This is a genomic window from Streptomyces albus subsp. albus (assembly GCF_000719865.1).
Lineage (GTDB): Bacteria > Actinomycetota > Actinomycetes > Streptomycetales > Streptomycetaceae > Streptomyces > Streptomyces albus_E.
Genome location: NZ_JOID01000008.1, coordinates 357,027 through 382,634, shown reverse-complemented (window position 1 = coordinate 382,634; position 25,608 = coordinate 357,027). Strand labels below are relative to the sequence as shown.

Annotated in this window: 18 protein-coding genes and 1 pseudogene; 10 read left to right on the top strand and 9 right to left on the bottom strand. The window is 70.5% G+C overall.

What is annotated here, in order from left to right; translation table 11 throughout:
• Positions 1 to 30 precede the first annotated feature (30 nt).
• Entirely contained in the window at positions 31 to 192 is a 162-nt protein-coding gene (locus IF83_RS33680; RefSeq protein ID WP_158711027.1) for a hypothetical protein, read from the bottom strand.
• Between the two features lie 576 nt (positions 193 to 768).
• On the opposite strand from IF83_RS33680, the gene IF83_RS0110515 reads away from it, so the two are divergent.
• The 6 genes from IF83_RS0110515 to IF83_RS0110490 all read left to right on the top strand — a co-directional run bounded on the left by IF83_RS0110515 (position 769) and on the right by IF83_RS0110490 (position 8,042).
• The gene (locus IF83_RS0110515) at positions 769 to 1,794 is read left to right on the top strand and encodes a HAMP domain-containing sensor histidine kinase (RefSeq protein WP_051722633.1); all 1,026 of its coding nucleotides are present in this window, start codon (positions 769 to 771) and stop codon (positions 1,792 to 1,794) included.
• A gap of 2 nt (positions 1,795 to 1,796) precedes the next feature.
• Positions 1,797 to 2,456: a response regulator gene (locus IF83_RS0110510; protein WP_030543826.1), complete on the top strand. Its 660-nt coding sequence runs from the start codon at positions 1,797 to 1,799 to the stop codon at positions 2,454 to 2,456.
• Positions 2,457 to 2,608: 152 nt separating this feature from the next.
• On the top strand, positions 2,609 to 3,178 hold the full coding sequence (locus IF83_RS0110505) for a PadR family transcriptional regulator (protein WP_030543825.1): 570 nt from the start codon (positions 2,609 to 2,611) through the stop codon (positions 3,176 to 3,178).
• Entirely contained in the window at positions 3,165 to 3,983 is an 819-nt protein-coding gene (locus IF83_RS0110500; protein ID WP_030543824.1) for an SGNH/GDSL hydrolase family protein, read from the top strand. The genes IF83_RS0110505 and IF83_RS0110500 overlap by 14 nt, the downstream gene beginning before the upstream one ends.
• Before the next feature lie 213 nt (positions 3,984 to 4,196).
• On the top strand, positions 4,197 to 7,187 hold the full coding sequence (locus tag IF83_RS0110495; protein ID WP_158711026.1) for an AfsR/SARP family transcriptional regulator: 2,991 nt from the start codon (positions 4,197 to 4,199) through the stop codon (positions 7,185 to 7,187).
• A gap of 198 nt (positions 7,188 to 7,385) precedes the next feature.
• Positions 7,386 to 8,042 carry a hypothetical protein gene (locus IF83_RS0110490; protein WP_030543822.1) on the top strand — a complete coding sequence of 219 codons (657 nt, stop codon included), beginning with the start codon at positions 7,386 to 7,388 and terminating at the stop codon, positions 8,040 to 8,042.
• A 295-nt stretch (positions 8,043 to 8,337) separates the two neighbouring features.
• On the opposite strand, the pseudogene IF83_RS0110485 reads toward IF83_RS0110490, so the two are convergent.
• From IF83_RS0110485 to IF83_RS0110465, 5 genes and pseudogenes are all read right to left on the bottom strand, one after another.
• Positions 8,338 to 8,691 (bottom strand): annotated as a pseudogene (locus tag IF83_RS0110485) (ATP-binding protein); the annotation flags it as partial.
• Between the two features lie 112 nt (positions 8,692 to 8,803).
• Positions 8,804 to 12,286, bottom strand: a complete 3,483-nt coding sequence (locus IF83_RS0110480) for an ATP-binding domain-containing protein (RefSeq protein ID WP_030543820.1) — start codon at positions 12,284 to 12,286, stop codon at positions 8,804 to 8,806.
• Positions 12,287 to 12,389: 103 nt separating this feature from the next.
• Positions 12,390 to 12,899, bottom strand: a complete 510-nt coding sequence (locus tag IF83_RS34270) for a hypothetical protein (protein ID WP_208605861.1) — start codon at positions 12,897 to 12,899, stop codon at positions 12,390 to 12,392.
• Positions 12,896 to 15,400, bottom strand: coding sequence for an AAA family ATPase (locus IF83_RS0110470; protein WP_078843339.1), 2,505 nt, complete (start codon positions 15,398 to 15,400; stop codon positions 12,896 to 12,898). The genes IF83_RS34270 and IF83_RS0110470 overlap by 4 nt, the downstream gene beginning before the upstream one ends.
• A gap of 163 nt (positions 15,401 to 15,563) precedes the next feature.
• A complete protein-coding gene (locus IF83_RS0110465) occupies positions 15,564 to 16,103 on the bottom strand; it encodes an ATP-binding protein (protein WP_030543817.1) in 540 nt (179 codons plus the stop codon).
• 178 nt (positions 16,104 to 16,281) lie between these two features.
• On the opposite strand from IF83_RS0110465, the gene IF83_RS0110460 reads away from it, so the two are divergent.
• The 4 genes from IF83_RS0110460 (at position 16,282) to IF83_RS0110445 (ending at position 19,288) form a co-directional block, all read left to right on the top strand.
• Positions 16,282 to 17,196: a helix-turn-helix domain-containing protein gene (locus tag IF83_RS0110460; protein ID WP_030543816.1), complete on the top strand. Its 915-nt coding sequence runs from the start codon at positions 16,282 to 16,284 to the stop codon at positions 17,194 to 17,196.
• Complete coding sequence (locus IF83_RS34675; protein WP_347877099.1) at positions 17,153 to 17,290, top strand: DUF397 domain-containing protein; 138 nt, start codon at positions 17,153 to 17,155, stop codon at positions 17,288 to 17,290. Before IF83_RS0110460 ends, IF83_RS34675 begins: the two co-directional genes overlap by 44 nt.
• 271 nt (positions 17,291 to 17,561) lie before the next feature.
• The gene (locus tag IF83_RS0110450) at positions 17,562 to 18,536 is read left to right on the top strand and encodes a hypothetical protein (RefSeq protein WP_078843337.1); all 975 of its coding nucleotides are present in this window, start codon (positions 17,562 to 17,564) and stop codon (positions 18,534 to 18,536) included.
• 74 nt (positions 18,537 to 18,610) lie between these two features.
• Positions 18,611 to 19,288, top strand: coding sequence for a DUF433 domain-containing protein (locus IF83_RS0110445; RefSeq protein ID WP_030543814.1), 678 nt, complete (start codon positions 18,611 to 18,613; stop codon positions 19,286 to 19,288).
• Between the two features lie 40 nt (positions 19,289 to 19,328).
• Here the strand turns inward: IF83_RS0110445 and IF83_RS0110440 are convergent, their stop codons facing one another.
• The 3 genes from IF83_RS0110440 to IF83_RS0110435 are packed head-to-tail and all read right to left on the bottom strand — an operon-like array spanning position 19,329 to position 25,604.
• Positions 19,329 to 22,619, bottom strand: coding sequence for a type I restriction endonuclease subunit R (locus IF83_RS0110440; RefSeq protein WP_078843336.1), 3,291 nt, complete (start codon positions 22,617 to 22,619; stop codon positions 19,329 to 19,331).
• Positions 22,616 to 23,974: a restriction endonuclease subunit S gene (locus IF83_RS31930; RefSeq protein WP_078843335.1), complete on the bottom strand. Its 1,359-nt coding sequence runs from the start codon at positions 23,972 to 23,974 to the stop codon at positions 22,616 to 22,618. Before IF83_RS31930 ends, IF83_RS0110440 begins: the two co-directional genes overlap by 4 nt.
• The gene (locus IF83_RS0110435) at positions 23,967 to 25,604 is read right to left on the bottom strand and encodes a class I SAM-dependent DNA methyltransferase (protein WP_030543812.1); all 1,638 of its coding nucleotides are present in this window, start codon (positions 25,602 to 25,604) and stop codon (positions 23,967 to 23,969) included. Before IF83_RS0110435 ends, IF83_RS31930 begins: the two co-directional genes overlap by 8 nt.
• Positions 25,605 to 25,608 lie beyond the last annotated feature (4 nt).

The following is a 25,608-nucleotide window of genomic DNA, read 5'->3' as shown; positions in this document are numbered from 1 at the left end:
CGCCCAAGGCGTCGCGCCCGCGCGAGGCCGTCACTTCGGCAGCCCGGTGCGGGCCATGCCGGTACGGGTACAGGTGCGGGCGCCCGCGAGGCGGCGCACCGCGACGGCTGCCGCACGCCGGGACAGCAGCACCAGCGGAACCAGACCGGAGGACGCCCTGGTGTGACCGGGGCGCAGTGGCGCTGCGTGCATCGATACCGGCTCCTCTCGTACTCCTCCGGCTCCGCGGCCGCTGCCGCCCGCCGGGGAAGAACCGCTCCGGGGCCCGCCCGGGGGCGACGACGACAGGTCAGCGTCCGTGCGCAACGGCCGTCTTGACGGGTACGCGCCGCACGGCAGACGCGCCGGACGGTCGCCTCCGCCGGGCGCCACGGGACGTATGACGCTCGGCCGGACGGCGTACCGCGCACCAGGCACCCCGCACTGGGCACCACGCAGAACGCACGACCGTTCGGGGCCGGGATGGGATTGACTCCAGCCTCACCCACCCCACGGGGTGGGCGCCATCGGGTCCACCACCCAAATCCGGGCGGGCCCGACCTGTAGAGACACCCTGGGGGACGGCCATGGAATGGGTGCCGGCCCCGATGGACGCCCACCCAGCTCAGCGCCCACGCTGGAACGACGAGCGTACGACCGTACGAGGCGGACGAGCACCGCACATCGGCGGCAGCCCAGCGGCCGGCCGGTCGGCGGCCGGTCGCTCCACCGTCCACCGCCGGGGAGGCGATAGTGGGAACGAGGCCGAGGTCGAGGAGGCGGTACGCGGTGCCCTTGTTCTGGCGGATCTTCCTGCTCAACGCCGTGGTCTTCGTCACCGCCACCGCGCTGCTGCTGGGCCCGGTCACCGTGTCGACCCCCGTCCTCGTCACCGAGGCCGTGATCCTCGCCGTCGGCCTGGCCGCGATGCTGATCGCCAACGCTCTCCTGCTGCGCATCGGTCTGGCCCCGCTGCAGCGCCTGGCCCGCGCCATGACCACCGCCGACCTGCTGCGCCCCGGCACGCGCCCGGCCGCCGGCGGTCACGGCGAGGTCGCCGAGCTGATCACCACGTTCAACACCATGCTCGACCGGCTGGAGGCCGAACGCGCCACCAGCACCGCCCGCGTCCTGACCGCGCAGGAGTCCGAACGCCACCGCATCGCCCAGGAGCTCCACGACGAGGTCGGCCAGACCCTCACCGCCGTCCTGCTCGACCTCAAGCACGTCGCCGACCGGGCGCCCGAGCCGGTGCGCGAGCAGTTGCACCAGGTGCAGGAGACCACCCGCGCCGGTCTGGACGAGATCCGGCGCATCGCCCGCCGCCTGCGCCCCGGCGTACTGGAGGAACTCGGGTTGACCAGCGCTCTGAAGTCCCTCGCGGGCGAGTTCAGCGGCCCCTCCCTCTCCGTCCGGCACCGCATCGCCCCGGATCTGCCGCCGCTGAGCGAGAACGCCGAACTCGTCCTCTACCGCGTCGCGCAGGAGAGCCTGACCAACACCGCCCGCCACGCCGGCGCCGGCCACGTCACCCTCACCCTGGAACGCACCCCGGACGCCGTCGAACTGCGCGTGCGCGACGACGGCCGCGGCCTCGGCGGCTCCCCGGAGGGAGCGGGGATCCAGGGCATGCGCGAACGCGCCCTGCTCATCGGCGCGGACCTCGCCCTCGGCCCCGCGCGCGACAGCGGCGACGGCGACACCGGCGGCTCCGTGCCCGCTCGCGGTACGGAAGTACGCCTGACCGTCCCCCTCGACCCGCCGGCCGCCGCCACCCACTCCCCGGCCGCCGCAACCCACCATCGGAGTCAGTGACCATGCCCGAGGCGCCACCCACCCGCATCCTGCTGGCCGACGACCACCGACTGGTCCGCCGCGGAGTCCGCCTCATCCTCGACAGCGAGCCGGACCTCACCGTGGTGGCCGAGGCGGGCGACGGCGCCGAGGCCATCGAGGCCGCCCGAACCCACCACCCGGACCTGGCCGTCCTCGACATCGCCATGCCCCGCATGACCGGCCTGCAGGCCGCGCGCGAACTGTCCCGCATCCAGCCGGAACTGCGCATTCTCATCCTGACGATGTACGACAACGAGCAGTACTTCTTCGAGGCCCTCGCGGTCGGCGCCTCCGGCTACGTCCTCAAGTCCGTCGCCGACCGCGACCTCGTCGAGGCCTGCCGCGCCACCATGCGCGGCGAACCCTTCCTCTATCCCGGCGCCGTCAACGCCCTCATCCGCAACTACCTCGAAAGCGTCCGCGAAGGGCAGTCCCCGCCGGCCAGGGCCATCACCGAACGCGAGGAGGAGATCCTCAAGCTCGTCGCCGAGGGCCACACCTCCCAGGAGATCGCCGACCTCCTGTTCATCAGCGTCAAGACCGTCGAACGGCACCGCGCCAACCTGCTGCAGAAACTGGGCCTGAAGGACCGCCTGGAACTCACCCGCTACGCGATCCGCGTGGGCCTGATCGAGCCCTGATCCCGCGCGGCGCACGGTTGCGGTGGTTGGTGCCCACAGCGGCGCGGCAGCGTTCGCGTCTCCACGACCTTCCTGATAGCCAAGGATTTGAATACTCATTTTCTTGAGTAAGAATGCAGGGGCGAACGAGGCGAGGAGAGGGGGCCGCTCCGATGGCCTTGCGACATGCCGTGCTGGCGGCGCTGCTGGACGGCGAGTACAGCGGATACCAACTGGCGAAGGCGTTCGACGTCGGCGTCGCGAACTTCTGGCACGCCCTGCCCCAGCAGCTGTACGCCGAGCTGACCAAGCTGGAGAAGGAAGGGCTGGTCGCGGGCCGGCAGGTGGTCCAGGAAACCCGGCCCAACAAACGCCTGTTCCACGTCACCGACGCCGGTCGCGCCGAGCTGGAGAAGTTCGCCGCGGCCGCGTCGAAGCCCTCGTTCATCCGCGACGATCTGCTCGTCAAGGTCCAGGCCGCCGACCGCATCGGGACGGCTGCGGTGATCGAACAGCTTGAGGAGCGGGCGTCCGCGGCCGAGGGCAAGATCGAGGTCCTCGGCAAGCTGCTGCGGCGACTGCGCGGCGATGCGGACGAGGAGGAGTTCCTCCGCGAGGGCGAGCGGATCGGGCCGTATCTGACCTGTCTGCGCGGCCTCGCCTTCGAGCGGGAACACCGGGACTGGTGCCTGCGGATCGCGACCGTCCTGCGGGAGAGGCGGACAGCTCATGCCGAGCGGTGAGTACACGCGCTACGTCGCCCTGGGCGACAGCCAGACCGAAGGAATGGGCGACGGGGACGAAACCGCCGGCCTGCGCGGCTTCGCCGACCGGTTCGCGGAGCGCCTCGCGGCCGTCAACCCCGGGCTCCAGTACGCCAATCTGGCCGTACGAGGACGTACCGCCGACCAGGTCCGCGCCGGACAACTGGGGCCTGCCCTGGGCCTGCGCCCCGACCTCGCCACCGTCGTCGCGGGGGTCAACGACCTGCTCCGGCCCCGGTTCGACGCCGCGGAGGTGGCCGGGCACCTGGAGGAGATGTTCGCCGCGCTCACCGGGGCCGGGACCCACGTGGTGACCCTGACCTTCCCCGACATCGGCAAGATCGCGCCCCTGGCCCGACCCGTCAGGTCCCGCGTGTTCGACCTCAACACCCGCATCCGCGACGCGGCCGCCCGCCATGGGGTCGTGGTCGCGGAAACCGGCCTGCACGCCGTCACCACCGACCCACGGCTGTGGACGGCGGACCGGCTCCACGCAAGCCCGCTCGGCCACGAACGGATCGCCGCGGCCCTGGCCCAAGCCATCCGCCTGCCCGGAAGCGACGACGCCTGGACGCTCCCCCTCCCGCCGCAGAGGGTTCCCACGGCCCGGCAAGCCGCGGAAGCCGAACTGCGCTGGGCGGCCGCACACCTCGGCCCCTGGCTCCTGCGCCGTCTGCGCGGCCAGTCCTCCGGCCACGGCCGCACCGCGAAACGCCCCCGGCTCCTGCCCGTTAGCGCCAGGCCCGGCACTGCGGCGAACACCGGTCGAGGGGAATCCTCGTAGGGCAGGCATCGGCCCCGGACGGTCTCCTCTCGAACGGCCGGGCACCCCGGCTCTGTGCGGTACGCCGGAGCGAGCACGTTCGCCGCACCCGGCGGACACCGGCGCGAGTATCGCCCGATTCCGCGGAACAGCCGGGGCTGCCGCTCGGCGGGATCTGCCGGGCCCATGACAGGCGGCCACCGATATAGTCGCTGCCGACAGACGGGGGCGGCTGTGGACTTCGGAATATTGGGCCCGCTGACCGTGCGGCAGGCCGGCGTACCGTTGGAACTCGGCACGCCAAAGGTGCGTTTGCTGCTGGCGGTGCTGCTGCACAGGCCCGGCCGGCCGGTTTCCGAGGATTCGCTGACAGAGGCGCTCTGGGGCGATGAACCGCCGAGGAGCGCCACCAAGAACATGCAGACCTATGCCCACCGGCTCCGGCGGCAGCTGGGGGATCCGGGACGGGTCGTCAGACAGGGCCGGGGTTATCTCCTGCGTGTCGAACCCGGCGAACTGGACTCGGCTCGCTTCGAGGACATGGCGGGCAGGGCCCGGGCGGCGGCGGCCGGTGATCCCGTTCGGTCGCGCCGGCTCTTCGGCGAGGCCCTGGACCTCTGGCGGGGACCGGCGTTCGCGGGGATCGCCGATGTCCCGGCTCTGGCCTCGGAGGCCTCTCGCCTCGAAGAGCTGCGGCTCGGCGCCGTCGAAGACCGGATCGACATCGGCCTTCGGCTCGGCCTGCACAGTGAGCTCCTCGGCGAACTGACCGCGCTGACGATGGAACACCCGTTCCGTGAGCGCATGTGGGCCCAGCTCATGCTCGCGCTCCACCGCTGCGGCCGGCGGGCGGAGGCCCTGCAGGTCTACCTGCGGGTCCGTGCCATCCTGATCGAGGAGACCGGTCTGGAACCGGGACAAGAGCTGCGCGACCTGCACCGGACCATCCTCAGTGAGAAGCCCACGCCGGACTGCCCGCCGGATCCCGTGAGCGCGATCGCGGTGCCGGAGCCCCGGACCGCCGACCGCGCCCGGATGCTGCCTCCGGCACTCGCCGACTTCAGCGGCCAGCAGGCGGAGATGGCGGGGATCGTGGCAGTGCTCCGCGAGGATCGCGCGGCCGACGAGCCGGCCGCCGTGGTGACGGTCTCGGGCCCCGGCGGGATCGGCAAGACCGCGCTCGCGGTGCAGGCCGCGCATCGCCTCAGGGGCGCCTACCCCGACGGGCAGCTGTTCGCGGCGCTGGCCGGTGCGCGCACCCAGCCGGTCAGCCCGGTCACCGTGCTCGGCCGTTTCCTGCGTGCGCTGGGTGTGCCGGCCAACGCGGTGCCGGACGATCCGGAGGCACGCGTGGATCTCTACCGGAGCATGCTCACGGACCGCCGGATCCTGGTGGTGCTCGACGACGCGTCCGACGAGAGGCAGCTGGCTCCGCTGATGCCGGCCGGCGGTACATGCGGTGTGATCGCCACCAGCCGTGTGCGGCTGGGCGGGCTCGGTGGCGCGCACCGGGTGGAGCTCCGCGAGATGTCCGAGGCCGACAGCACGGCCATGCTGCGCAACAGCACGGACGGCCGATTGGCCTCGGCCACCGGGGCGGAGCTGTCCGGCCTGGCCCGGCTGTGCGCGCGGCTGCCGCTGGCGCTGCGGATCGCGGGGTCGCTCCTGGTGTCACGGCCGCATTGGCGTCTCGCGGACCTGGTGTCGCAACTGTCGGACGAACGGCACCGCCTGGACGCGCTCCGCTACCGCGATCTTGAGGTACGGGTCAGTATCGGGCTGAGTTACGACGGACTCCGACCGGAGGCGAGGCGGCTGTTCCGGCTCCTCGGGCTGCTGGAAGCACCCGATTTCCCGCTCTGGGCAGCGGCCGCCACCCTCGACAGCGAACTGCCCGAGGCCCGGGAACTCCTCGACGAGTTGGTCGATGTCCATCTGCTCGACGTCAGCGGCACACCGGACGGTCAGGCGCGTTACGGCTTCCACGACCTGATCCGCGTGTATGCGAGGGAACGCGCGGAGGCGGAGGAGTCGGAGACGGCCCGGAACGCGGCCGTCATCCGCGCTCTCAGCGCCCTGCTGGCCCTCACTGACATCGCCGACCGCGATCACATGGGACAGAGCATGTTCCAACGGGATGCCTCTCGGTGGCGGCCTGAGCGGGTGGAGGCGAGCCTGCCACCTCACAGACCGCCGATGGCCCTGCTGGATCAGGAGCGCGCGCCGTTGGTGGCGGGTGTGCGGCAGGCCGCGGAGCTGGGGCAGGACGAGCTCTGCTGGGAGCTGGCCCTGGGCGCGCACGTGCTGTTCGAGACGGAGCGGTACTTCGACGACTGGCAGGAGTGCTACGAGACGGCGATGAGCGTGGCCAAGTCCGCGGGCAACGTGCGGGGCCGGGCCAGACTGCTGATCTCCATGGCCGGACTCCGCTACACCAGGCGCCGGTACGGCCCGGCCGAGGAGGCCAACACCGAGGCCATGCGCCTGTTCCGGCAGATCGGGGATTCACGGGGCTACCTGGAGGCGCTGAGCAACGCACCGTTCTTCCTCGTGCCCGCCGGACGTCTGAGCGAGGCCATCGCAGCGGGCGGAGAGGCCTACGAACGGCTCCTCGCCGGCGGACAGGTCGCGGCAGCACTGCACGCGTACTCGCAGGTCGGTCTCGCGCACCTCCAGGCGGGGAGACCGGCGGCCGCGGCGGAGGTCCTCACGGACATCGTCGCCGGGGCACGGAAGGAGGGGATCCGGACCCTGATCGCGCGGGACACCTACTGGCTCGGCCATGCTCAGCTCGCACTGGGCCGGCACGCGGAGGCGGCGGAGTCGTTCACCGAGCTGGCCGCGTGTGCCGCGGACATCGGGCCGTCCGGCGCGTTCTACCTGGCCCATGCCCGGGGCTGTCTCCATCTGGCACGCGGGGAGGACGCCGATGCGCGCCGCCGTCTTCTCGAAGGCGCCGAGATCGCGCGTACGCTCGATGATCCCCTGTTCGAGGCCCGTGTTCTCGTCGATCTGCTCGACATGCGCCTGCACGACCGTCACGAGCTGCCTGCCGTGATCGGTCAGGGGGAACGCGCGGTGGAGGTGGCCCGCACCATCGGCTACCCGTACCTGCTTGCGGGTGCGCTGGAAGGGCTCGCCCGGTTGCGGGCCGCGGCGGGGGACGTCACCACCGCGAAGGGCCTGGCCATGGAGGCGTCCGCGGTGCGGGCCAAGATCCGCTGAGCCGCCGAGCCGTGCCGCGCGCACCTGCCTCCGCACGTATTCCCGGCGTGTACCGGCCGTATTCCGGGGTGTGCCACCGTGCGCCTCGGCGGCGGATCTCCGTCGGGCGACCTCGCCGAACGGTTCCGGTCATCTTGCCGGAACATGCAAAAAGACGTCCGAGCGATCATCTCGGACGATTACTCCCATGGAGAAGCAGTGGCACACAAGGGACGTATCGGGTTCGCGGCAGCTCTGGTCACCGCCGGGCTACTCCTCACCGCCTGTGAGAGCGGCGCGGAGAAGCCGGCGGCGCAGGACTCGCCGGCGGAGTCGGTCCCGGCCTCGCCCTCGGCCGCGACCGAGCCGAGCAGCGAGAGCCCGGCTGCCGACAGCGGCGACGACGGTGCCGCACCGGCCGAGGGGGACGTCACCGCGCCGGGCACGGAGCTCAAGGTCGGCGACAAAGCTGTCCTGCCGTTCGAGTACACGAGCGACAAGAAGGGCACCATCGCGGTGACCGTCACCGCGATCGAGAAGGGCACGGAGTCCGACATGGCCGCCTTCGGTGACAAGGCGAAGGGAATGACGCCGTACTTCATCAAGATGAAGGTGGAGAACGTCGGCGGTACCGACCTGTCGTACGCGTCGCTGAAGCTGAAGGGCCAGCTGGAAGGCGGGGGCGGCACGGGCGTCATCCTGATCGGCGGCCTCCCGGGCAAGTGCGACAGCGAGACGGCGCCCCGCGAGTTCACCACCAAGGGCGCGTCGTACGAGAGTTGCTCGCTCAGCGCCACGAAGACCGCGCCCGTCGCCGCCGCCGCGTTCGCGGAGGGCGACGCGTACAGGGACAGCCCGGTCACCTGGGCCAGGTGAGAACCACCGCCCGCCCGTACGTCGCCGGTCGGGCGGTGGCCGGAGAAGTGCGCAGGCTCCGGACCCCCATCGGGCCGGGGACGGCGTAGAGCGCGATCACCGTGATCGCGGCGGGGGAGGAGGCCGGGCAGCGGCTGGATGGTCTGGATGGTGCGGTGCCTCCTCGTCCGGCCGACCCCGCGCGCCGGGCTGCGGGCCGAGTACCTCGCCGGCCGGCCGCCCGGCCGCGCCGCGTCCACCGCGGCGGCCGTGACACGACGGACCGCGCGGACGGGCTGTGGAAGGCGCTCACCGCTTACACGGAAGTCCGTCCCGGAGAGCGCGTACGAGCGGCAGCGGTGGGCGGGGGGCACGTCGCGGGCACCGCGTGGACGCCGGTCACGGCGTCCGTCGACACCTCCGCCCAGACCGTCTTGCCCACCGGGTGACGGGGCTCGCAGCCCCAGCGCACGGCCAGGACGTCCACCAGGAGCAGGCCGCGGCCGGACTCGCCCTCCGGGCACGGCCGGTGCGGGGCTGCGGACGGCAGCTTCGCGACGCCGGAGGCGTCGGCGACCTCGATCCGGACCAGGCCCGCCGCTTCGTCCAGGCGGAGCCGGAGGCGGAAGTCGCGCCCCGGTACGCGGCCGTGCCGCACGGCGTTGGCGGCAGTCCCTTCCCCAGGTGACTGCGCATGAGAGCCCCCGGCAGGCGGAACGTCGGTGCAGGTCGTGAGTGCTGCCCCTTTCTCCGTGAGGGATTTTCCGACCGGGGCCCCTGTGTCAATCGGTCATGTGCAGGGCCGTGTGCGTGTCCCGGCCGTCCCACCCGTCCGCGGTCCTCCATATGACGTGCACGCCGAAGACTTCACGTACCGCCTCGGGTGCCCAGTCCTCCTTGGGGGGCTCGGACAGAACGAGGTACCGGTGGTCTGCGGGGCCGGGTTCGGTGTGATCGAGTTCCATGAGGCGGATCGCTCCGGCGCGCAGGTCCGCGTAGCCGGAACGGCCGGCACCGAGCACCTCATAGCGGGAGAGACCGTTCCGGCCGTCCAGCATCACATCAGTCACGGGGGAGTCCGAAGGGCGCAGCCCCACTCGCAGGAGCGCTGCCCGCATCTCGAAGCGCACGGCCTCGTGGGTGTTGCAGTCCCTGTCGGTTTGCGCCGCTGCGGCCAGTTCTCGGGCGAGTGCCTCACTCCACGCCGCCCGTGCGCGGGATGACGGGGAGGTCCCAGTGTCGTGCGGAGCGGCCGTTTCCATGGGCATGCGGTCCTTCTGTTCATGTGTATTCCGGAGTTCCGTCTGTGGAGCTGTGCTCGCACGCGGCGGCGTGCCGCGCTCGGCTTCCGCTTCGCTGCCGGATCGGCGTCGCAGTTCGTGCCGGGCCAGGGCGAGAGCGCCGGCCCAGTGGCCGAACGCCGGGTCGTTCACCAGGGTGGCTCGCAGGCCGGGGACTCCGGACGTGACCGCTTGCCGCGTGCGCCGGGCGAGTTCCGCGAGATCGCTCAGACGGTCGCGATCGACGGAGCCCAGCAGGCGCCACACGCTCAGCCAGTCACCCCGGTCGCGCCGCAGGCAGCGGTTCGCCATGCCCTTCAGTTCGGCGAGGTGTGCCGCCGCTTCGAGCGGGGCTGTGCCGTCGCCCTGGGCGATGTCGTGCAGGACGCCGAGTGCGGCCTCGTAGCGGGGCGCCATCCGGGCGGAGATGGCCCTGCGACCGAAGTCGCCGGTGGAGATCAGGCTCAGCTGCCCTTCGTTCCGGGTCACCCATCCCTCCAGTCGGGAGCCCGGGGTCGGGGTGGGTTCGCCGTGGCGGGGGACGAGGAGCAGGGTTCGCTCCGTTGCCGGGGTGAGAGCTTGGACCTTCCAGTGAGGCCCGGGCCCCGGGCCGAGCACCCGCACCGCGACGGAGGTGCCGACCGGCAGGTCATCGGCGGTCGATGCGCCGACGTCCGGCCGCGCCGCCGCAGGTGACGCGGCAGGCACCGGGGGCGGGGGGATGGGGGAGGCGTCGTTGCCCTCGGTGTCGTCGTCCGCACCGAGCTCGTCCGGCAGCGGTGTGGTGTGGAGGACGGTCAGTGTGTGGGTGCTCCGGGTCAGAGCGATGTACAGCTGGCGCAGTCCTGCGGGGCCGCGGTCGGCGATGGTCGCCGGTTCCAGCACGATCACGTGGTCGAACTCCATCCCCTTCGCCTCGGCGGCGGGGAGCACGGACACAGTCCGCGCCTTCTCCTCGGTCATGCCGTCCACGCGGTCGACGCGACGGCGAACCTCCTCCAGCCAGTCGGAGTCGTCGGGCACGATGACGGCGATCGACCGCAGGGACTGTCCGTCATCCGTGCCGACGAGCCCTGCCGTGCGGACTGCCGCCTCGTCCAGCAGCGCCCAGGGTGTCGTCGGGACGAGCCGGACGGCGTCATCGCCGGCCCGTCGCACAGCCTTCGGGTAGGGCAGGGCGGGCGCGACGGCCCGGGCCAGCGGCGCCACGAAGTCCATGATCTCAGCCGGCACGCGGTAGCTGGTGTTCAGCTCCGCCACATGCCAGTCCCCCTGACCTGACAGGAGTCCGCCCAACGGCTCCCAGGCGGTGTAGGAGTGCGGTCCGGTGGCCTGCGCCAAGTCGCCGAGTACGGTCATCGAGCCGGTCGGGCAGCGCCTGCGCAGGGACCTCGCCTGCATCGGGGTGAGGTCCTGGGCCTCGTCGACGACGATGTGCCGGTACCGCTGCGGGGTGTCGCCCGCGATGAGGAAGCGCAGTTCTTCGACGCACACCAGGTCGTCGAGGGTCCAGGGCTCCTCGGCGGCGCTCTCGGCCTTCGGCCGCCGCAAGGCCGCCTGTTCGTCCTCGTCGAGGATCCCCGAGGCGCACTCGCCCAGACGCGTCGGCGAGTTGAGCAGACTACGCAGCGCTTCCTCGGGGCTGAGCGCGGGCCAGATGCGTTCGACAAGCGTCGTGACCTGACGGTTGCGCTCCAGATCGCGGCGTACGGTCGCGTCCTTGGCACGGCGCGGAGCGATCCGGACGAGTTCCCGCAACAGCCGGTCCACCAGCAGGGCGCGGAACCGGTCCCTGCGCGCCCGGTAAGCTCCGGCGCCCTCGCGGGCCTCGCGGAGGAGAGCGAGCACTTCCGAGCGCGGCAGACGCAGGGAGGTGCTGCCCACGGCGACTACGAAGGCTGCTTCGTCCCGGTCGTGGGAGGGGGCCGAGATGAGGGCACCGAGGGCTTCGGGCCGGCACTCGTTCTCCACCCGCCGTTTCAGCACGGCGGCCATCCGTTCGCCGGACTTCACCAGTCGCGCGGCGGTGGTGTCCGTGCCCCGGATCTCCCCTTCCCAGAGGCGGTCCCGTTGCACGGCGGTGACGTTGCGGGTGCCGAGGGTGGGCAGGACCCGCCCGACATACTCCAGGAAGTTCTGGTGCGGTCCCACGACCAGGATGTCCTGCGCGCGGAAGTGCTTGTTGCTGACGAGCCAGGTCACGCGGTGCAGGCCGACCGCTGACTTTCCCGTGCCGGGTCCGCCCTGGATGATGAGGATGTCCGCGGGTGAGCCGGTGACCAGGGCCATCTGGTCCCGCCGGATCGTCTCGACGATGTCCCTCATCCGGCCGCTGCGGGAGCGGCGCAGCTCCCGCAGAAGGAACTCGTCGACCTGCTGCGGCTTCTGTTGCGGTTTCCGCCCGGGCTTCTTCTTCGCCTTGCGGGCGGCCTCCCGCGGTGCCCGTGGCGCGGGGACGCGATGCGGCTTCCCCTCGTCGCCTGCGGCCGGTGGAGCGGCTGCCTCCCGCCCGGGTGCCGGTGAGCCGGTGAGCAGGCCTCCGGGCGGGGTGATCTCGTCCAGGAAGTCCTCGACCGTACGCTCGGTGCAGCGCAACTGACGGCGCAGCAGCACTTCACCGGGCGCCTCCGGCAGGGCGTTGTGCCAGCGCACGGCGAGGTCGTTGGTCCAGGAGACCACCACCTGATCGCGGGTCTTGGGGTCGAACACATGCCGCCGCCCGACGTAGAACGTCTCCGGTGCGGTGTCGCCGTCGTCCTGGACATCAACCCGGCTGATGACCAGCGACTCTCCGCCAAGGCCGCCGTACGCCAGCGCCCTGGACTCCACTCCCTTACGGACGGCGATGCTGTCCTTGCCGCTCGCGGAGGCCGCCGCCGCCGACTGCGAAGCCATCTCCGCGAGCTGCGTCTCGTAGCAGTCGTAGGCGCGGTCGACGGCCTTCTGCTCGGTGGCGATGACCTCGTCCCTTGGTGTCGTGCTCATGCTCACGTGTGTCCCCTCCCCTACAGCGCTCCACGCGCCGCCGCGGGGTCAGTGCTCGCTTCCCCGGTTTCAGAAGTAGCAGAAACGGCCGGTCGGATCGTGCTCAATCGGTCAACAGCCGCACAGTCGCGACGACTTCGGTATGCCATGCGCGTATCTGGTCCGCCGTGGGCCCGATCTCGTACTGGTGGTAGTGGCAGCCCAGGCAGAGCAGGGTCCACACGGACCTCGCCCGGCGGACGGTCCCGGCTTCGGCGCAGCCCCGAAGCCAGAGGAACCCGGAGCGCAGGGAGCCGTCGCGGATGGCGCGGGGCGCCGCGTGTGCGGCGAGGCACTCGGCGACGGCGGTCTCCAGCGCGGCCCGCAGGGCGAAGGCCGCGCCCCGGCAGCGGCTCGCCGCGGTGGCGTCCGGAAGGACGGCCGGGCCAACCGGGCCTGTCGGGCCGGATACGGCGGACGAGGACGAGGCCGGCGGGGCGGGCACGACCGAGGAGGCGGCGGAGCCGGCCACGGCAGCGCCGGCCGCACTGGCCACGGCCACGGCCGACACCGCCCCGGTGCCCTTGAGGAGCCGGTCGGCCGTGTCGAGCAGTTCGCTGATCGTCGGGTTCACGGCGTCGGCTCCTCGGGCTTGCGCACGGTCTGGGCGATGGCCTCGATGTCGTTCACGAAGCGGCGGGGGTCCGGCATGGGCGTGCCCCTGGGGTGCGCTCCGGCCTGGCACTGCCGGAGGAGGTCCACGGCGTCCCGGCCGCAGCGCCTGATCAGTTCCCGGTAGACGTCACCGGTCCTGGACGCGTCGCCGAAGAGCCCCAGGGCGGCGATGTCCATCAGCGTGACGGCCGCCGCGACGGCCTTCTCCGCCTCGTGTTCGGCGAGCCCCGCGCGGTGCAGCCGCAGCCCGGCGGCCTCGGTGAAGGCACGTTCCAGCACGGTGCGGCAGATACCGGGCAGGACGTGGGTCAGGGCGGTCGGCGGCAGGTCCCGCGTACGGATGAGAGCCCGCGCGTCGTCCAGCGCCTGGCCGACGGGGTCGGTCACCCGGCGCACCGTCACCACCGACCGGTCCTCGCGCTCCACCTCCAGCACGGTCACGGCGAGCTCCTGGTTGGTGAACGCCCGCTGGAGCCGCGTGTCGTGGGTGAAGACCACGACCTGCCGGGTCTCCCCGAGGTCGTGCAGGACCTTCGCGAGACCGTGGACCTTCGCCGGGTCCATGGACTGCACGGGGTCGTCGATGACGACGAAGCCGAAGGGGCTGTCCGGTGCGGCGGCACGCGGCAGGAAGAGCGAGAGCGCGAGGGAGTGCAGTTCGCCCTGGCTCATGACGCCGAGGGCGGCCGCCTCCGTGCCGTCCACGGACACGTCCATCACGAGCTTGCGCACCGCGGCCTTCTCGCTGCCGGTCAGGCGTACGGAGCGCAGGTCGACGTTGCTCTGCTGGCGCAGTTCCTCCCAGATCCGCTGCGAGTGGTCCTCGAAGGGCCGCAGCCGCTCCTCGCGCAGCTCGGCGCACGCCTCCTTGAGCCACTTGCGGGCCGCCTTGACCTGACGGAGCCGGGGCTTGCCGGCGTGCGCGGCCCGCGCCCGGTCGAGCCAGCCCGCGAGCCGGGCGACGCAGCGGCGCCACTCCTCGTCGAGCTTCTCCAGCTCCCGGGCCGCCTCCTCCCGCAGGACGGCGCAGGCGTCGGCGAGCACGAGCGCGGTGGTCTCGGCACGGGCGGCGAGCCGCTCGGCGTCCTCGACGGCGCGGCAGGCCGCCCACTCCCGCCACGGATCGGCCAGCGGGGCCGGCAGCCACGCGGGCACCGGAGTGACGAGGTACCGCACGGCGTCGACGGCGTTCCGCAGGTCGCGGCGTGCCTGCTGCGCGGCGTCGGCCTCCCGCCGCAGCGCCTCGATCTGGTCGGCGGCCCGCTCGGCCCAGTCCTCGTCCAGCGGCCGGTCCGACCCGCACACCGGGCAGCCGTCCTCGCCGGGGTGCCGGCGACTGTGCTCCAGGGCCCGCGCCAGCAGTTCGGCGCGCTGGTGGGCGTCCTCGGCTCCGGAGGCGCGGACGTCGTCGAGCACGGCCACGGCTTCGCGCAGCCGGTCGACGGCCGGGCCGACCGTGCCGAGGTCGGGGCCGGTCAGCGCGGCGGTGGCGCGCAGCTCCCGCAGATGCCCGTCGTCCACGTCGGGCAGACCGGTCACGAGCGCGTCCAGCGCGTCGAAGTCGGGTGCGGCGGCGCCGGTGAGGGCCGCGAGGGCCGACTGCGCCCGCGGATCGTCCAGCGCGGACAGCGCCCCGACGAGGTCGGGCACCTCCGCGTCGGCGTTCCTGATGGCGGAGTTGAGCTCCTTCTCGATGCTCTGGAGCCGTCCGTCCGCGGACGTCAGTTCCCCGAGCCCGAGGATGGTGGCGATCGAGTCGTACAGCTCACTGGGCTTGCCGTTGATGATCCGGTCGAGGTCGGAGTACGACAGGAACGGCCGGTAGTCGGTCAGCGGCCGCTCCCACCCGGCGGCGGCGAAGGGCCCCCGGCCGTGGCCCGGCCGCTTGAACTCGACATCCGGGGCGGTGACATCGTCGCCCGGCCAGGTGCACGTCAGCGTGGACGGCCGGGGGTCGCCCGCCATGCTGAGCCGGACCTCGACCTTCGGGTCGGCCCCGTCGTGCAGGTTGCGCCAGTGCCGGCGCCACACCTCGTTGCGCTGCTTGTCCAGGCGGGCGGTGCTGCCGGTGAACGCCGTCTCGGCGCCCTCGGCGAAGCTGGACTTCCCCGAGCCGTTGCGCCCCACGACGAGGGTCACGCCGGGCCCCGCTGTCAGCGGCAGCCGGGCCTTCCGGCCGATGCCGCGGAAGCCGGTGACGCTGACGGAGTCGAGGAACACCCGGCGCTCCGGCCGCGGCCCGGCGGGGGCGTCGGTGTCCGCCCCCGCCTCGCCCAGCGCCTCGCGGAGCATCTCTCTGGTGGTCTCGCCGAGAAGGGAGGCTTCGAGGCGGGTGGCCAGCCGCGCGAGCGTCGAGGAGCCGGCGTTCCCGGGCGCCTGTCCGCTCCGCTCGGGGTTCTCGCAGGGCTTGCCGGGCTCGCTGCGCCCGCTCTGCCCGTTCCGTTGCGGGTTCTCGGTCATGGGGTTCTCCGCCCTTCCGGGGCCGTTCCGCTGAGGGGTCCGGGTGCGGTGGGCGGGAGGGGTGAGCCTCCCGCCGCGTCCGGGTCCGGTGTGACGGAACAGACGGTAGGGAGGGCGAGGATGCCGTGGACAGAATCTCAGCGATAACCCCGGTTATCACAACTCAGCCGATACGATGCAGAGTTGATGCCTCCGTCGCCACCTCCGCCCAGACCGTCTTGCCCACCGGCTGACGCGGCGCGCAGCCCCAGCGCACGGCCAGGACGTCCACCAGGAGCAGTCCGCGTCCCGACTCGCCGTCGGGGCACGACGGGGGCGGGGCGGCGGGGGGCCGCCTCGCGCCGGCCGCGTCGGCGACCTCGATCCGGACCAGCCCCGCCGCCTCGTCCAGCCGGAGCCGGAGGCGGAAGTCGCGCCCCGGTACGCGGCCGTGCCGCACGGCGTTCGCCGCGAGTTCGCCGACGACGAGGGCGACGGCGCACGACGCGTCCGACGCCGACGGGTACCCCCACTCCTCCATGCGCCGCACGGCGAGGCGCCGGGCGAGCCGCGCGCCTCGGGGCGACGAGGCGAACTGCGCCGAGAACCGCGCCGCGGGAGCCGGGCGCTCGTGGGCCTCGCCGTCGGGCGCCACGGCCTCCGCCACCGGAGCCTCGGTGCCCCTGCGTGAGCCTTCGCCCGGGGTGGTCGTTCCTGTCAGCACAGTGATTCCGTCCTTGCCTGTTGAGCCGTCCGACATCTCGCGGCGTACGCGAGTCATCACGTTCCGTGCTCAAGAGTCGTCGGCCGGCTCTACGCTCGGAAGATGGCTCAGCCTTATCTTGTGGTTCGTAAGGAACGGAAGTAACGCCTTGGCCAACGGAATTGACCCCAGCACGTCCATGGCGGCGCTGTTCGGCTCACGGGTGCGCAGACTCCGCACGGCCGCCGGTCTGACCCAGGCGGAACTCGGCCGGAGAACGCACGTGGTGAGCACCCGGATCACGCAGATCGAACGGGCCTCCGGGGCGAAACCGACGCTGGAGCTCGCGCGGGCGCTCGACGCCGTCCTCGGCGCGGACAACCTGCTGGTCGACCTGTGGCCGTATGTGTACCGGGAGGCGTTTCCGGACTGGTCGCGGGCGTTCGTGGCGTACTCCGAGCGAGCGGTGTCGATCAGGCAGTACGCGGCGCACGTGGTGCCGGGTTTGTTCCAGACCGAGGAGTACGCGCGAGCGGTTCTGAGTCTGGACGCGCTGCTCGACGGAGAGGAGCAGTTGGAGGAGCGCGTCACAGCCCGAATGGGACGACAGGAACGGCTCGGTTCGCCGAACCGACCGGAACTGTGGGCGATTCTCGACGAGGCCGTACTGAGGCGCCCGATCGGTGGTCCCACCGTGATGCGCGAGCAGTTGGAGCGGTTGCTCGATACAGCCTCGGAACGCCACACCACCCTCCAAGTACTGCCGTTCGACCAAGGCGGACACGAAGCGATGGGCGGATCACTGACGATTCTGACGCTTCCGGACGGCTCGGAAGCGGCGTACACAGAAGGCTCGGACTATGGCCGACTCATCGAGGAACCGACCAACGTCAGCCGCTACAAGCTGATTTACGATCGGCTTCGGGCAGCGGCCCTGCCCCCGCTCATGTCTCTCGACATGATCCGGTCCGCGATGGAGGGGAACTACCGTGGCGCGAAAATCCCGTCCCGTTCTGAACGGCGCCGCCTGGCGCAAGAGCAGCTACAGCAATCAGGCCGGGGGCGACTGCGTGGAGGTGGCCGACGGCTTCCCCGGCCTCGTCCCCGTCCGTGACAGCAAGGTCCCGCACGGCCCCGCACTGGCCTTCGAGGCCCGCTCCTGGGCAGCGTTCATAGCCGAGGTGAAGGCCGGACGCCACCGCATCTGAGCCGGCCGGGCCACGGTCGGCAGCCGTCGCCCGGGTCCGCCGGGCCCTGGTCCGCCGGGGTCCGGTGGGCCGCCGGGCTCCCAAAGAACCGGGAACAGAACTACCCGCCCACCCACCATCCCGGCCCGTGTCACCCGTCCGGGTGACCGGCTTGCCGGGGCGGGATTTGGGCCGTTACGTTCACCGGGACAACCGCAAACAGATACGGCCCCCGGCCGGGACGGCAATCCCGATCGAGGGCCTGACCGATCAGGAAGCAGAGACCTTCCCGATGGCTGACCCGCAGTCTAACGCGCGCCTGCGCGCCGCCGCCGGAGCTCCGACCTCCGGCGTGATCCACCTCCGCACCCGCCTCACGGCCGACTTCACCGTGCTATCCAACGCCCTCGCCCAGCGGCGCGGCAGCGCGGTCACGATCGGCGTCGCCGCCTACATCCTCTCCCTGCCCGACGGCACCCCCGTCAGCATCGCCGCGCTGTGCGAGCACTTCACCGAGGGCGAGATCCTGATCTCGCGAGCGCTCAAGGAGCTTGAGCGAGCGGGATACTTGGAACGCCGCCGCGAACGGCTGCCGTCGGGGCGGATCCGCACCCGGACGTACTTCCGCGACGTACCCGGCCACGTGCCGGACCGCAGCCCGGACGATGACCCGGACGCGTCTCCTCCCAAGCCGCCGAAGCCGCCTCGGCGGCACTGGCCCAGGCTCCGGAAGCAGGCCACCTCGGCGACGGCTACCGCACCCGTGCCGACGCCTGCACCCGCGCCCGCACCCACGCAGGCCGAGACAAAGACGCCGACCTCGCTCGCCGAGACCATCCCGCAGCCCGCCACCGGCCCGAAGCCGGTCACCGACCCGCAGGCCGACGCCGACCCACATGCCGTCGCGGTACTCGCTTCCCTCCGCCGAGTCGACCCGCGTCTGATCCTCTCCGCGCAGGAGGCGGCGCGCCTCGCACCGGCCGTAGCCCAGTGGCTCGCGGCGGGTGTCGAGGCACCCCGGATCACCGAGTTGCTGACCACCGGGCTCCCGGACCGCTTCCACGCCCGACCGGCGGGCATCCTCGCCTTCCGCCTCCGCGAAACGCCCCTGCCCGCACCGCCCCCGCCCCCGCCGGCGCACTCCGGGGACCGCCCGGTCGTCCTGCCGTTCCAGACCTGCGACGGCTGCGAACGCGCCTTCCGCGCACCGCGCCCCGGACGCTGCCGGGACTGCCGCTCCGAAGACGATCTCCGTGTGGCCGGTTGAACCGGTGGTCGGGTGGGCTGACCTCCGCAGGCAGCGCTGAACATCACGTAACGCGGTACCAGGAGGAGGCGGGCGTGATCGACAGATTCAAGGACGGTCTTCTGACGCGCACGGAGACTGCCGCCTGTCTGGGGATTCCGCAGTCGACACTCGATACATGGCTGAAGGACAAAGCCGCCGGAGCGCCTCTCGTCCACCAGGTACAGCCAGTGCGGAAGGGACAGCCTTCGGTGCCGTTCATCGCGGTGGCCGAGGCGCACGTCCTGCGTTCCCTGCTCTCCCTGGGACTTGCCACGAACAGGATCAGAGGGGCGGCCACCCTCCTACGGAACGCCTTCGACACCCCCTATGGCCTCGTCTCCAGGCGCATCCTCACAGAGGGCCTGGACATCCTCGTCGAGCACGGTCGGGGAGATCTCCGCGGAGCACGGGACAGCCGAGCCGCCACCATCGGCCAAGCGCTTTCCGATTGCTTCCGCTCCCTGATCTGGCAGCCGTGCGACGACTATCCCTGGAGTCTGCGGCTGCGGCGGTACCCGGACTCCGTGCCGGTCGTGATCGATCCGAGGTTCGGCCACGGTCTCCCGGTTGTGGCGGCCAACCGCGTCCCGGTCAAGGCCATCACCGACCTGTGGCAGGCCGGGGAGACCGCCGAGGACATCGCGTACGACTACGGCATGGCGCCCGGACAGGTCGACGCCCTGTGCCACGCAGCGGTGCGGCACGGCCGCATCAAGCGCACGTGGCCCTGACCGGCGGGCGGGCCTTGAGCTGCCCGCCCGCCGGTCAGGGCTACTTCGCCCCCGGCGCCCACAGGGCGGCCACGATCTCCATTTGCTTGAGGACCAGATCGACCGCCTCGCGCTCCTCCTCCGGCGGGTAGTCGTACATCGCCAGCACGCGGCGGATGCGGGTGCGGAGCTTCGCGCGGACGGGCTCGCGGGAGAGCCAGTCGACGGAGAGGTTCCGCCGGATGTCCTTCACCAGGGCCCGGGCGATCTCGGCCAGCGTGTCCTGGCCACCCTCCATCAGCTCGGCCATGTCGCGGTGGGCGACCGCATCGTAGAAGGCCAGCTCCGCATGGCTGAGCGGCGGGTCGAACCGCTCGCCGCGGCGGGCCTCCTCGGACACCTCGCGGGCCAGCGCGGCCAGTTCGGCGATCACCTGGGCGCTGGTGAGCTGCTGGAGCATGTACCGCTGCATCAGCTTGTCGAGGCGTTCGGAGAAGCTCTCGTTCCGGACGACGTTGTGCTTGGTCACCTCGCGCATCTTCTGCTCGATCATGCGCCGCAGCGCCTCCGTGACCAGGTGCGGGGTCTCGTGGTTCTCCAGCTTGCGCAACTGCGCCTCGTTGAGGCGGGTGATGTCCAGCCGGCCGATCCCGGCCTCCGCGTACAGGTCGGTGATCTTGTCGGCGTCGACCACCGAGGCCGCCAGGGCGTCGAGGTAGCGCTGAATCTCGGCGCTGAGCGGCTGCCCGCTCGCCTCGCGCTCGGCGGCGTCGAGCTTGACCATCCAGGCCCGCACCTCGCTGAAGAACGCGATGTCGCGACGCCAGTCCGCCATGTCCTCGCAGCGCTCGGAGATCTCGCGGCTCATAGCGCAGACCCGGTAGAAGCGGTCGAGCCGGGCCGCGCTGTCCTTGAAACGGACGGAGAGCGGCTTGGCGCCGGGCTCGACCTTGTTGCCCGGGGTCTTCGGGTCGCGGAGGAAGTTGGAGGTCAGACGGAGCGCGCGCTTGCGCGACTCGGGCCGGCCGGTGTCGGCGAGCCAGTCCCTCCAGTGGCACCCGGCGAGGAGCCCCTTAATGGTGGACAGCTCGTTCTTGACCTCGGTGATCGCCCGGTCGATGTCCGCGCCGAGCGTCTGGTCCCTGCGGTCCTGGTCCGAGTACTCGCGCAGGGCCTTGGCGAGGTTGTCGGTGAGGGGCGCGTAGCCGACGAGGAGACCGTCCTGCTTGCCGCGGAAGCGGCGGTTGACGCGGGCCAGGGCCTGCATCAGGTTGGCGCCCTGCATGGGGCGGTCCATGTACAGGGTGTGGATGGGCGGCGCGTCGTAGCCGGTCAGCAGCATCGAGTGGACGATGAGCAGTTCCAGCTCGTCGTCCGGGTCCTTGGCGCGCTTCTGGACGACCTTCTGCTGGGACTTGCGCAGGGCGTGCTTGCGCAGACGCTCGAGGTCGGCACGGTCACCGTGGAAGACGATCTTCATGACGCCCTGGTCCACTTCGTCACTGGCCCAGCCGGGCCGCCGCTCGGCGAGCGCGTCGAAGAGCCGTACGCAGATCTCGCGGGTGGCGCAGACGACCATGGCCTTGCCGGGGCCGCCGATGTCGGGCTTGACCAGCTCGCGGCGCTTCTCCCAGTGGTTGATCAGGTCGTCGGCGAGGGTGGCTATCCGGTCGGGGGCGCCGTAGACGGTGTTCATGGTGGCCGCGTACCGGATGGCGCGGCGGCGCTCGGCGTCGTCCATGCCCTCGGTGAGGGCGTTCGCCTGCTCGTCGATCGCGTTCGGGTCGACATCGGGCGGCAGCGACACGTCGATGACGCGCGGCTCGTGGAAGACGCGGACGGTGGCGCCGTCGTCCACGGCGCGCTTGAGGTCGTAGATGTCGATGTACTCGCCGAAAACGGCGCGGGTGTCGGCCTCGGCCTTGGAGATGGGCGTGCCGGTGAAGGCGAGCAGGGTGGCGTAGGGGAGGGCGTCGCGGAGGTGGCGGGCGTAGCCGTCGAGGCTGTCGTAGTGCGAGCGGTGCGCCTCGTCGACGATGACCAGGATGTTGCGGCGCTCGGAGAGGAGCGGGTGCGTCTTGCCGGCTTCCTTCTCCTCCTTGCTCAGGCCGAACTTCTGGAGGGTCGTGAAGACGATTCCGCCGACGTTGCGCCGCTTCAGCTCGGTGCGCAGCTCTTCACGGGTGTCGATCTGGTGGGCCTTCTGCCCGAGCAGGGGCTCGCTGTCCAGGAAGGTGTCGTAGAGCTGGTCGTCGAGGTCGTTGCGGTCGGTGATGACGACGATGGTGGGGTTGTTCAGGGCCGGGTGGCGGGAGACGAGCGCGGCCGTCTCCACCATCTCCTCGGACTTTCCCGCGCCCTGGGTGTGCCAGACGACACCGGCCTGCCCGCTGGTGCGGGAGGCTTCGACGACCGCCTCCACGGCCTTGTTGACCGCGAAGAACTGGTGGGGCTTGGCGATGCGCTTGCCGGAGAGTGGCTCGCCCGGCTTCGGCGGGGTGAAGTTGACGAAGTTCCGGGTGAGGGAGAGGAACCGGTTCTGCGTGAAGAGGCCGTGCAGGGCGAGGCTCAGCGCCTCCTGGCCGTCGTAGTCAGGTGCGTTGGTGTCGACGCGCACGCCCTCGTGGTCGACGTTCCAGGGGGCGAAGTGCTCGTACGGGGTGAAGACCGTGCCGTACTTGGCGGTGATGCCGTCCGAGACCAGACAGAGGACGTTGTACCGGAACGCGATCGGGAACTCCGATATATAGGTCTGGAGTTGCGCGTGCGCGGTCAGGAGGGTGGCGTTCTTCGCGGCGGCGCTCTTCAGCTCGACGATGGCGAGCGGCAGGCCGTTGACGTAGAGGACGACGTCGAAGCGGCGGTGCCTGCCGTCGGTGTCCCGGACGATGACCTGGTTGACGGCGAGGTAGCTGTTCGCGTCGGGGTCGGTGAAGTCGACAAGCCGGACAGTCGGGGTCTGCTCGGCGCCGAACTCGTCGGTGAACGTCAGCCTGATGCCGGTGGTGAGGTACTCGTGCGCCTGCCGGTTCTCCGGGTACGCGTCGCGGGAGGCGGGGTCGGTGGCGATCCGGAGTGCTTCGTGAACGGCGGTGGCGGACAGCTCCGGGTTCAGCCGCTCGACGGCCGCCCGAAGCTCGTCGTGCAGGATCAGGTCGTCCCAGTCCCGGCGGTGACCGGTGCCGGGGGTGAGCTCCTTGCCGGCCTTGACCTGCCAGTCGAGCTCGGCGAGTTCGTCCAGGGTGAGGTGCTCCCAAGTCGCCTCGGTCATCTTGCCGTCGAGGTGGGCGGCGATGTGGTGGTGCGTGGTGGCGTGTTCAGTGGTCCGATCACGATCACTGCCACTGGTCATACGGCATCCTCCACGATCTTCTCGGCGTCACGGACGCGGAGCTTGCCGGACATTAGTTGGGGGAGGAGGGTGTCGCGCAGGACGATTAGGTCACGAGCTTCTTTTGCCGCCTGCAAAATTCGACTTACTAGCGGTGCAGCCGAACTTCTGAATTGTCGAATACGATTGCGCGGCGCCCACACCACCGGAATCCCTTTGAACGCATTAGAATTTATCCCAGGAATGGCAGCCCCGGTGCCACGTCGACGCATCTCCCCAAGAACTGGAGGCGAGGAAAGCCAGTAGTAGCCGAATTCCTGACCCAACTCGGAATTCATACGGACTCGATAGACGTGTTCATTGATGCACATTCTGGAATAAGGGAATCCATTGCCAAACATGGAGACATGCGGCTTAAAATCTCCAGGCTTACCGCCATCTTTATAGACCAGGATGTCGCGATCTTGAAGAACCCCACGCCTCATACCAGCAAAAAACTCCTCCGGCACATACTTGACTCGATTAAAATCGAACCGAGCCAGCCGGACCACACTTTCTGCACCAATACTCGGCACACCCGATACGTACTTAGCAACTCCACCCCTCGGGCGGGTGCCAGTCTCAATAGTTGTTGCCGCAGCAGCCATGTCGACAACTTCCCATCCACTGGGCAGGTTTGCGCCTTCTGTTAGGTGCTGTAGAGCCTCAGCAAAAGACCGGGCAAATATCGAAACACATAGGCTATCGGCCGTCTCCGAAATTTGCTCATTAGCCGTAACTTTGTCATCTAGCGCGCTGAGCAGCGCCACGATAGCATCCTGCTCTACCCTTGTCGGAATGCAAACGTGAAATGCCTTAGCTTCAGGATAGTAGACCGTTTGATGAGTCGTCCCGTGCGCGAATCGGCGCACAGAATCCTGCTCGGACATCAAGATGTAATGCAGATACCGAGAGGAGATTTGTGGGCCGCAAACCCAGTTCACGAAGTCTTGGCTAGTTGCCATCGGAACGCCCATCGTGACGACATATCCCACTGATGCGGTGCGAGACAGGCAAACAGTTCCGGCCGGAAGCAGTCGGGCAGATGAATTATCCAGACCCTCCTCGCTAATACTCTGAAGTGTCGCATTGAGCGTGCGACCATGATTGCCTGTGGCATCCTTAATTCCAATCCAAGGGATACCACCGTCCCAATATTCCGGCTTTCTGCGACTTGGGGTATGCCCACTCTCCAACCGGGCAACCTCAGAAAGGGGAACCCATCGAAAACCAGAGGGCGTAGGAGTCCGTGGATTACCCACGCTCAGTGCCCAACGGCCCGGAATCACTCCAGTGGTGGCTTCCCGTCCGCCTGTAACGGTCTGTACCTTAGCCATCGATCCTCCCCAACTGCTCACGCACCACCGCATCCAGCCGAGCCGACTCGTCCAACTGCTCGAACAGTTCCTTGGTCAGCCGAGCGATCCGCTCCTCCACCGGCTCCGCGTCCGGGTCTTCCTCGGCCTCCGCGGCCCCCACATACCGTCCCGGCGTCAGCACATAGTCGTGCTTCTCGATCTCCTCCAGCGTCGCGCTGTAGCAGTAGCCCGGCACGTCCTCGTACGAAAGCCCCTTGTCCTTCGCCGACTTCGTGCCTCGCCAGGCGTGGTACGTGTCGGAGATCTTCTCCAGGTCCTCTTCCGTGAGGATGCGCTCCGTGCGGTCGACCATCGCGCCCATCGACCGCGCGTCGATGAACAGCACCCGGCTCCGCCGGTCCTCCAACGCCTTCGCGCCCTGCGGCCCCTTGTCCTTCGTCAGGAACCACAGGCAAGCCGGAATCGCCGTGGTCCGGAACAGGTTCCCCGGCAGCGCGATCATGCAGGAGACCAGGTCCGCCTCGACCATCGCCGCGCGGATCTCGCCCTCCCCCGACTGCTTCGACGACATCGAGCCGTTGGAGAGGACCACGCCCGCGCTGCCCCGGTCGCCCAGCTTGGAGACGATGTGCTGGAGCCAGGCGTAGTTCGCGTTCGACTGCGGCGGGACGCCGTACTTCCAGCGCCGGTCGTCCGACTTCCTCGCCCAGTCCGACATGTTGAACGGCGGGTTGGCCATCACGAAGTCGGCCTTGAGGTCCGGCAGTTTGTCGTCCGCGAAGGTGTCCGCCCACCGCTCCCCGACGCCCTTGGGGTCCATGCCGTGGATGGCGAGGTTCATCTTCGCCAGGCGCCACGTGCGCTCGTTGGCCTCCTGGCCGTAGATCGCCAGGTCGTGCGTGTGGTCCTTGCCCTTACGCCGCTCGACGAACTTGCCGCTCTGCACGAACATGCCGCCCGAGCCGCACGCCGGGTCGTACACCCGGCCCTCGTACGGCTCCAGCACCTCGACGATCAGACGGACCACGCTCGCCGGGGTGTAGAACTCGCCGGCGCGCTTGCCCTCCGCCCGCGCGAACTTCTCCAGGAAGTACTCGTATGTCTCGCCGAGGACGTCCTGCGCCGGGCGGTCGCCGTGGCCGGTGAAGCGGGCGTCGCTGATGAGGTCGACCAGCTCCTTCAGGCGCTTCTGGTCGACGTTGTCGCGGTTGAAGATTTTCGGGAGGACGCCGGTGAGGGCCTTGTTGGCCTTCATCACCTCGTCCATGGCCGCGTCCAGGAGCTTGCCGACGCCGCCCTCCGCGCTGGAGGCGTTCTCGGAGATGTGGTCCCAGCGGGCGGTCGGGGGGACCCAGAAGACGTTCTTCTCGGTGTACTCGTCCTTGTCCTCCAGGAACGCCGCCCGCCGGTGCTCCGGGATCCGTGCCAGCTCCGGGTCGGCGGCCAGTTCGTCGCGGCGCTCGGCGAAGGCGTCGGAGACGTACTTCAGGAAGACCAGGCCGAGCACGAACTCCTTGTACTGGGCGGCGTCCATCGAGCCGCGGAGCTTGTCCGCGGCCTTCCACAGGATGTCCTGGATCTCCTTGGTGCTGGAGACGCCGGGCAGTTCGCCCTGTCCGGCGGCCGCTGCTCGCTTGCGGGGAGGCATCGTT